This is a genomic window from Microcoleus sp. N9_B4, from assembly GCF_036701635.1.
Lineage (GTDB): Bacteria > Cyanobacteriota > Cyanobacteriia > Cyanobacteriales > Microcoleaceae > Microcoleus.
Genome location: NZ_JAUBRC010000008.1, coordinates 175528 through 184297, shown reverse-complemented (window position 1 = coordinate 184297; position 8770 = coordinate 175528). Strand labels below are relative to the sequence as shown.

At 46.5% G+C, this 8770-nt stretch carries 7 protein-coding genes, 1 tRNA gene and 1 pseudogene; 5 read left to right on the top strand and 4 right to left on the bottom strand.

All coding sequences use genetic code 11. From position 1 onward, the window contains the following. Positions 1 to 982: 982 nt before the first annotated feature. On the bottom strand, positions 983 to 1111 hold the full coding sequence (locus tag QUA43_RS08110) for a hypothetical protein (protein WP_333372582.1): 129 nt from the start codon (positions 1109 to 1111) through the stop codon (positions 983 to 985). An 88-nt stretch (positions 1112 to 1199) separates the two neighbouring features. Between QUA43_RS08110 and QUA43_RS08105 the strand changes: the two genes are divergently transcribed. After that, positions 1200 to 1484, top strand: a complete 285-nt coding sequence (locus QUA43_RS08105; RefSeq protein ID WP_333372580.1) for a hypothetical protein — start codon at positions 1200 to 1202, stop codon at positions 1482 to 1484. A gap of 32 nt (positions 1485 to 1516) precedes the next feature. Then, entirely contained in the window at positions 1517 to 1801 is a 285-nt protein-coding gene (locus tag QUA43_RS08100; protein WP_333372578.1) for a flagellar alpha dynein, read from the top strand. A 78-nt stretch (positions 1802 to 1879) separates the two neighbouring features. On the opposite strand, the gene QUA43_RS08095 is transcribed toward QUA43_RS08100, so the two are convergent. Then, a tRNA-Pro gene (locus QUA43_RS08095) sits at positions 1880 to 1953 on the bottom strand. An 88-nt stretch (positions 1954 to 2041) separates the two neighbouring features. Between QUA43_RS08095 and lipA the strand changes: the two are divergent. From lipA to QUA43_RS08080, 3 genes and pseudogenes are all read left to right on the top strand, one after another. Continuing rightward, positions 2042 to 2917: pseudogene (gene lipA, locus QUA43_RS08090) on the top strand (lipoyl synthase); the annotation flags it as partial. A 624-nt stretch (positions 2918 to 3541) separates the two neighbouring features. Continuing rightward, on the top strand, positions 3542 to 4807 hold the full coding sequence (gene sigC / locus QUA43_RS08085) for an RNA polymerase sigma factor SigC (RefSeq protein WP_333372576.1): 1266 nt from the start codon (positions 3542 to 3544) through the stop codon (positions 4805 to 4807). Positions 4808 to 5217: 410 nt separating this feature from the next. Next, the gene (locus tag QUA43_RS08080; RefSeq protein WP_333229416.1) at positions 5218 to 5745 is read left to right on the top strand and encodes a transcriptional repressor; all 528 of its coding nucleotides are present in this window, start codon (positions 5218 to 5220) and stop codon (positions 5743 to 5745) included. A gap of 177 nt (positions 5746 to 5922) precedes the next feature. Here the strand turns inward: QUA43_RS08080 and QUA43_RS08075 are convergent, their stop codons facing one another. Both QUA43_RS08075 and QUA43_RS08070 read right to left on the bottom strand, forming a co-directional pair. Next, positions 5923 to 7512 carry a peptidoglycan-binding protein gene (locus tag QUA43_RS08075; RefSeq protein ID WP_333372574.1) on the bottom strand — a complete coding sequence of 530 codons (1590 nt, stop codon included), beginning with the start codon at positions 7510 to 7512 and terminating at the stop codon, positions 5923 to 5925. A 989-nt stretch (positions 7513 to 8501) separates the two neighbouring features. Then, positions 8502 to 8678: a hypothetical protein gene (locus tag QUA43_RS08070; RefSeq protein ID WP_242724391.1), complete on the bottom strand. Its 177-nt coding sequence runs from the start codon at positions 8676 to 8678 to the stop codon at positions 8502 to 8504. Positions 8679 to 8770: the final 92 nt, after the last annotated feature.

Here is an 8770-nt window from a genome sequence, read left to right as displayed (position 1 = left end):
ACGGCGACTTTACTCTCGATCGCGATCAAATAACCCAGACCACGTAACACGCGGGCGATATATTCAGCAAGCCCTATGTATAGGTGTACTGATGGATTTTGGGGGAATCAAATTTATGTTCCTTGGTGAAAAACTAAAACCAAAATTTGAGGATCTTAAAAGACTTACATAAATACCAATACTTTCGTAAAAATTTTTAGCTTGTAACCAAATATCTTCAACGGGATTTTGTTCGGGAGCAAATAAAATACAAGTGATTGACTAATTTTCAGGTTCTTTGTCACGATTAACTGATGACAAACAATCTCTAAATTATCCATATCTATGATAACTAGCTCCATCCCAAATCAAGATAATTCTCCGCAATGAGTATTTATTTTGTAAGTATTTTATGAATTTCACTGTTGATTTTCCATTGCCCGATTCATAACCTTGAGCATGGAATTGTTGGGTTTGATAATGAGCGTGCGCCAAAATAAGTTTTTCTATTTTTTTGATTGGTAATTGGGACTTCAATTCTTATGTCAGATCGACCCCAAGCGTAGCCATTAATATTGCCATGAAGTAGATGACATTCATCTAAAAAAAATACTATTATTGCCCCAGATTCCATGCCCGCCTTGTTGTGGGATTAAATATTTTTTTTATCTTTTTTTTGACCAGTTTCTCATCCGATTTAGAGTGATTTTATGAGTTTTTTCCCGGTAATCTTCGCCATATATAACAGTTCATAGTAGCTCTATTTGGATTTATATATGACACCAAATTCTCGCTCTAAATAAGTAACTACATCGTCGAAATCCCAATATTTTTATTCCCGGGCCATTCGATTACTTCAGTTTTGTGTATAGATGTTAAATATCCTTTTGACCCTTTATGTCCTAGTTTTATCCCTGCGACACCTTTGTTTTTAAATTGTTTTTTCCAATAACCAACAAAAAATTAACTGACACGCCATATTTAGCTAATTTCATTGTAGGACTTACCGAGCATCGCCATCCTTACAGCTATTGCTCGGAGAGAGTTCTCTTGCATCGATATCACTTTCAATTAAATATTCTAAAGAAGCTTTTTTTTTCAGATTTTTTTCTTGTAGTTGTAATTTATTCATTTTTTTATTGTCACAATCAAGTATTGCATAGAATTTTATCATAGTCTTGATAATGACTTAGGATTGCTATACTAAATAAGCGCTAGACATGACAGACAGATGCCAGCTTAACTTGAGATTGGACGGTCGCCGTGACTTACTCGAAACCATTAAAGATGTCCCAGCAGCAGAGGGTTTGAGCGTCAACGCTTGGGTAATCCGCACCTTGGAAATAGCAGCGGCTAACCAGGCAATACCAGCGCCAATAATCCAGTCTCAAGCCCCAGCGTCCAATATTTCGGACATTGAAGCAGTGCTAGACGACTTGATAGACACATTGCGAGCGCCTAAATTAGCAGGGATTGAAGAACGCTTAGGAAAATTGCGTGCCTGAGCGAGGGCAACGATGAATCGCTCAGGCAGGAATTGAAAGCGGTCAACAAGCAACTTGCACAATGGGATGCAGAACTGAATCAGTTACACGATCGCAACGGCGATTTAGGCCTGAAGGTTAAGATGTTGGAGCAAGAGCTCAAGGAAGCGTGGCGCTCACGGGAAGCAAATAAAAACTCAGCTCCGACCGTCGCAGATTTTCCAGAGGCCGCCGACTTGGTCAATCAGTTGAAAGCGCGGCGTAAAAAGTCGAGGGCGGACTTGGCTGATATGGAAGCAGTTTTGGAGATACTCAGCTACTTAGAAGAGTCGGACTGAGCGAAAGATGAGCGGAAAGTGGAATATCCTAGAGGGTAATAAATCTGGAACTCGTTACCCGTGAAGAGTTAAAGTGAATCGGGATGACAGGATTTGAACCTGCGACCCCCTCGTCCCGAACGAGGTGCGCTACCAAGCTGCGCTACATCCCGAATTTAGTCAATATCTCTTTAGAATATCACATTCAACTCAAATTTGAGCAAGCTCGTATATAATTTGTAAAATACTACTCAGGCGGAGACAGACGTGACAGTTAAGCCCCAGTGGTTGCGAGTTAAAGCCCCCCAGTGGGAGCGCGTCGGCAACGTCAAAGAAATTTTGCGGGATTTATCCCTGAATACGGTTTGCGAGGAGGCGTCGTGTCCGAATATCGGCGAATGCTTCAACGCAGGTACTGCGACATTTTTGATTATGGGCCCGGCTTGTACCCGCGCCTGTCCTTACTGCGACATCGATTTTGAGAAAAAGCCCCAACCTTTAGATCCGACGGAACCCCAAAGATTGGCGCAAGCAGTGCAGCGGCTCAAACTCAACCACGTTGTGATTACCTCTGTCAACCGGGACGATTTGCCGGATGGGGGCGCGTCTCAGTTTGTCGAGTGCATTCAAGCAGTGCGATCAGCGATGCCCGATACAACTATAGAAGTTTTGATTCCCGACTTGTGCGGCAATTGGCAGGCTTTAGAAATCATTCTCGCAGCCGGGCCAGAGGTACTCAACCACAATACCGAAACCGTAAAGCGACTTTACCGCAAGGTGCGGCCGCAAGGAAAGTACGATCGCACTTTGGAACTATTGCAGCGAAGCCGCGAACTCGCACCGGGGGTTTACACCAAATCCGGCATCATGGTGGGACTCGGAGAAACAGACGCCGAAATTCGGGAGGCGATGCAGGACTTACGGGCTGTCGGCTGCGATATTTTAACAGTTGGACAGTACCTCCAACCGACTCAAAAGCACTTAAACGTAGAAAACTTTGTGCCTCCAGAACAGTTTGATGCTTGGAGAAAGTTTGGCGAATCTTTGGGATTCTTGCAAGTTGTCGCTTCTCCCTTAACTCGCAGTTCCTATCACGCCGAACAGGTGAGAGAACTGATGAAACTTTACCCACGCTAGCAATTTGAATTTGAGTTGACTTGCGCCCCATCGCCCCCTCAAAGTCGCGATTTATGCAAAAGAGATCCAGAAACCGGGTTTCTTTCTCAAACTTCTAGGTTTTAATCCCGAAATTTGAGGAAGAAACCCGGTTTTTGCGTCAGCCAATAACTCGGTACTGCGGACTCTACGAACTCTGAAGCTCATATGCTGTAATGGATTAAACTTCTGTGATCACAGCAGCGTATTTAATCTAGAGCGCCTAGTTATATAAAGTTTTATTAAAAAAATGGCTAATTTTCCGAAGTGATCGGGAACCAGCTTATCGGTGATGAAGATTAACTTAACTTCTGACTAACGTCACTTGTTTCTAGCCAGTCACTATCTATACTAGCTACATAAACAAAGAAGTACAACACACTTTTCGGGCCTTCAACCTGTTACATCAGAAAGTTCTTAGCGTTTTCCAGAATCTTGGTAAAACAAGTGGGGCAGCAAAAGTTCGATCGAACAACAGCAGAAAAGTCAGGAAAGTTACTAAAGAAACACAAAGCGGTGATGCTTCGTCTTAACCAAGTGGGCATCTTAATTATAAATAACCGCTAAGCGTAGCATCTTTTCACCGGAGCCACTGAGAAAATCACTATGCCAGCCACCTCTTTTTACGCTGAAGCTGAATTCGACGAACAACTGCGAGTCAATCCCTTGCAAGGTGATGTGTTGGATGAAGATGCTGAAGAAGCTGGAGACGAACTGCTCGACCAAGACCCAGCAGAGACAGAAGATGCAGACCCAGCAGCCAAATTGCAAAAAAATGCCAACCGTCGCACTACAGATTTAGTGCGAATGTACCTCCAAGAAATAGGTCGGGTTCGTCTCTTGGGTAGAGACGAAGAAGTCTCGGAAGCTCAAAAAGTTCAGCGCTATATCAAATTGCTGGAATTACGCAACACCGTCGCCTCCCAGGAAGAAGGGCTAATTGGGCGCTTCGTGCATTTAATTGAAGTGCGCGATCGCTTAGCAGCACAGTTGGGACATAAACCTTCCCTGGAACGCTGGGCATTAACTGCCGGGGTCGATGATGTGCCAGAACTCAAGCGAATTATGTCCGAAGGCAAGCGCCAGTGGGCCGAGTTAGCCGAGATGACGGTCGAGACGATCGAAAGAATTCAAGCTGAAGGCGTCGAAGCTAAAGACCACATGATTAAGGCGAACCTGCGCCTGGTGGTTTCGGTGGCGAAAAAATATCAAAATCGCGGTTTAGAATTGCTCGATTTAATACAAGAAGGTACTCTCGGACTGGAGCGAGCTGTAGAAAAGTTTGATCCGACGCGGGGCTATCGATTTAGCACCTATGCCTACTGGTGGATTCGGCAGGGAATTACGCGGGCGATCGCCACTCAAAGCCGCACCATTCGCCTCCCCGTCCACATTACCGAAAAACTTAACAAAATCAAAAAAGCCCAGCGCAAAATTTCTCAAGAAAAAGGTCGGACAGCTACGATCGAAGACATCGCTGTCGAGTTGGAAATGACGGCACCCCAAGTCCGAGAAGTTTTGCTGCGCGTTCCCCGTTCTGTTTCTCTGGAAACTAAAGTGGGCAACGAAAAAGATACAGAGTTGGGCGACTTGCTCGAAACCGACAGCATCTCCCCAGAAGAAATGCTGATGCGAGAAGCTCTGCACCGCGACTTGCAGCAACTGCTGGCAGATTTGACCAGCCGCGAGCGAGATGTAATTCTAATGCGCTTTGGTTTGGGTGACGGACACCCCTATTCGCTGGCAGAAATCGGTCGTGCCCTCGACTTGTCCCGCGAGCGGGTCCGCCAAATTGAAGCCAAAGCTTTGCAAAAACTCCGCCAACCCAAGCGTCGCAACCGCGTCCGCGACTATCTGGAGTCTCTGACTTAAATTGAGCAGGTCAGTCAGCGCGATTAATCAGGGAGCAAGGCATTCGGCACTTGTGCAGAAGGCATGAGGCATTCGGCAGAAGTAACAACATTTACTTCTAAACCACTTCTCTGTCCTCTGCAGCAAGTCAATCGATTTTAGATTTTAGATTTTAGATTTTAGATTGAATCATTGACCCCACGGATAAATTCGGGGGGCAAGTTTCATCCGATACAGGTTTTTTATTTCTGGACGGATGAATCCGGGGGCTTGTATCCTGGATGCTTTCATTCATAAAGCTGGTTAAAAGTCAAACAATATCAAAAACCAAATTTTTTCCTCAATCTTTTTTCAATAAGCTGCGATATTTGCAAAATATCTCGATCGTTGTGTATTATTGTCAATAGGCAGACTTTCTTGAGAGGGTCACTATGGCACTTTATACCGCGTCCTCATTCAAATCCGAACTCAATGACAAAGGCTGGCGGATGACTCCCCAACGGGAAACCATCTTGCACGTGTTTCAGAACCTCCCCAAAGGCAATCACCTGAGTGCGGAGGATTTGTACACTTTGTTAAAAAATCGCGGAGAAAACATTAGCTTGTCCACCATTTACCGAACTTTAAAGTTAATGGCAAGGATGAGCCTCCTCCGCGAACTCGAACTAGCAGAAGGTCACAAACACTATGAGATAAACCAGCCTTACCCGCACCACCACCACCACCTAGTCTGCGTTCAGTGCAACAGAACGATCGAATTTAACAACGATTCGATTTTGAAAATTGGCATGAAGCAAGCTGAAAAGTCTGGGTTGCACCTGCTAGACTGCCAGCTAACCATTCATACGGTGTGCCACGAAGCTTTGCGGATGGGATGGCCGTCTTTGGTTTCCAGCAATTGGTCTTGTCCGAGGTCGATCGCCCAGAACGGCAACAGCGCCCCGGATTCAATCGAGTGACAGTACACTATTTTCGCATTTCAAGTACGAATTGTTACAAGTTTTAACAAAAATCGGTAGCCCAAGTGCGATCACAGTTACGCGGAAACCGGGTTTCTTCAGAAAAATACATCATTTCAGGAATGAGTCGGAAACCAGAAACCCGATTTCTTTGATGTAGCGTCCCCAAGCCTGGGGCTAAAAAGTTTGGCTCAACAAATCGTCGCTGCTGACCCCGTAACTGCGCTGAGCTCGATCGAGGGCGTCTCTCGTCGAAGCATCGAAAACTCCGCCGATGGGGCCTGTGTAAAAGCCGAGGTCTTGCAGCCGCGTTTGTAATTGCTGAATGCTCGATCGAGAGTTGAAACTGCTGCTAATTGGAACAGCACGAACAGCTACCCGGCCAGCTAATCCATTTTGGAGCGCAGCCAAAGTCGCCGGAGTGGCAATACCCGTCGCCGGTGACAAATTGCGTTCCTGCTGAAACGAAAGCACCGCAAACTCGGTTTCGCCTCCAAATACTCCGTTCACCGGGCCGGGGTTTTTGCCCAGACTTCTGAGGGAAGACTGAAGTTGTCGGACAGCAGGCCCAGTATCGCCCCGTCGCAAACCAGCGGCAATTTGCGGCACAGGCGCTGCGGCCTGCCTGTTGCCTTGCCGCAAAGCCGATCGAGTGCTGCGATCGACCCTTCCAGTCCCGAACAGCCCGCTATCCCTCTGAAAGCGGATCAAAGCTGCTTGAGTTGGTCGATCGAACCAACCGTGAATCTGGCTCCTGTAATAACCCAATTCTTGCAGCCGCCGCTGCACAAATTCTACTTGTCGGCCTCTGTCGCCCAACTCTAGAAAATCTCCGCCATTACTCTGGTGGTCATCTTCCTCAGTCCATGAGGTAATTTCAGCTTGCCTCATCTGGGCATCGATAGCAGTCAAAGTAGCAGTGTCAGCACAGCCGTCAGAAACCAGATTGTAATCTTGCTGAAAACGAGTCACAGCGTAGAGAGTGCGTTCGCGGAACTTGCCGTCAACGCCACCTTCAAAATAGCCCAAAGCTTTTAATTGCCGCTGGATCAAGTCTACCGTCGCCCCTCTGTCCCCGAACCGCAGCCCCTTGCAACCGCCATTTCCCGAAATATCCCCCGGAAGGGTAACGGGGTGAACCGGCCTGGTGGAACCAAACAGCAAAGCTAAAGTTTGCCTGTCAGCAACTCCAGTCACCCGCAGTCGATTAATTCGCTGGAAGTATCTCACCGCATGAAGAGTCACTTCCCGAAAACTCCCTGTGGGATGCGCGTTGAAGTAGCCTAGCTGCTTCAACCTGCGCTGGAGAGCAGAAACACCTGCACCTGCGTCTCCAAAACGCAGCTCCCGATAATTTGTATAGTATGTTGTCAAAGAGGTATTAAAAGGTCGATCGTCATCCCCGGCAAAACTGTTGAGTGCTATCACAGTAGCTCGATCGGGCCTACCAGTCAGCGACAGTTGATAGTCTCGCTGAAAGTTAGTCAGCGCCTGTTTAGTAACCGGGCCTAGTTGACCTGTCGAAGATCTGGGAAAATAACCGAGTTCCCGCAACCTGTCTTGAATCGCTCGGACATTGGGATATCCCGGATCTATTTGAGCAAAAGACGCACCGGCTGCACTCAAAACCGACAGCATCAAAGCCAGAGACAGCAAACGGACGTAAGTCTGACTCGATAGGTTTTGCCACTTGGGCTCATCAAAAATTTTCGACTCTGCGGGTGCTTCGCAAACAAGAGCAAGTTCGAGGTAAGCAAGAGATTCCATAATTTTTTAGTGTGAAATTGTGGGTGGGTTGTGTGAGCAAACTGCCAAAAATGATTTTTGGCACGTTTGGCTTGGATTCTATCAACGCTAAGTTCTACCTGGAAAGCGCGAAGCACCCGTTTTTCTAAAAAATTTACCGTTAATAATAATTACAGGTAACAACCAAGATAGCATCGCTGCTTCTAGAGGCGGGAGACTCAGCAAAAAAGTTTGCAAGCACATCTTAGCCTTTAATGCCGAAAGAGAATAAGTTCTGGGGTAGTGCTGGCTAATATTTTATCTTGCTGCCGCAGAAATTACCACAAGACTTGCGCGCAGGTTGTCATCACTTTAATTGGTTGTCGGGTAAAGAGCCTGAAATCGCAGGTTTTTTGTTAAGAAACGCGGCTTCTTCGTGTGGCGAGTGCGTCTGGGAAAGTACCGCTGATTAACCAAAAAACTAGCCACTAAAAATCCCCACTTTTGCTAGTTGCAAATAGGGCGGGGATTTTTTGATAAGTTGACTTTGTAGTGAAATACCCAAACTAAACGGAATACCGTTATAGTTCGGGCTTCGTGTCTCGTTTGCCGTTGCTCTGTTGGGTATCTCATTACAGAGATTCGTCACTGAAGACGATCCGAGTCTGACACAGCATCTCTGGGCTTTTACACCCTTTATCCCTTCCTAGGGAACCCACGCAGAAACCCTGTTTCCCAAGGCAAAAAACTATTTCGTACAACAAACATGGATTATATTTCACAACAGGGCGTACCTTGTCAACCAGCGGTCTGTTCTTTCCCCCTTTCTCTCGCAGTTGTCCAAGGCCAAGCATCTTACTGCTACTTTCGCCTGTTGTTTGCAGTCGAGTGGGTGGGTCGCAACCACTTATATTTTACCCGTTTTTTGCTAGAGAAATAGGAACTTGTCGATCTTTTTCACAAGCCTTGCTTGGCTTATATCCCGACGCCCAATTGAGTACAATTACAGCGTGGGACTTACGCCAATTGAGTTAAATTAAGCCGAACCGATCGCAAATTACAGCTACTCCGGCTGCAAAAATAGTAATTGCGATGGCTACCAGCGGGTTTTGCCCTCTGCTCACAGCAAAAGAGGTAACGACCCCAGCTCCCAAAGCCGCAGTAACAGCAGCAGTCGCCAAATCTCGATCGGGACGTTTGTCGTACATATTTTTTATTGTTGGTAGCTTAAGAGCTGAAAACTTACATCTTGTAATCCAAGCTACCACTCTTGCCTCTGCGGCGGTGACGACAGCCTGGG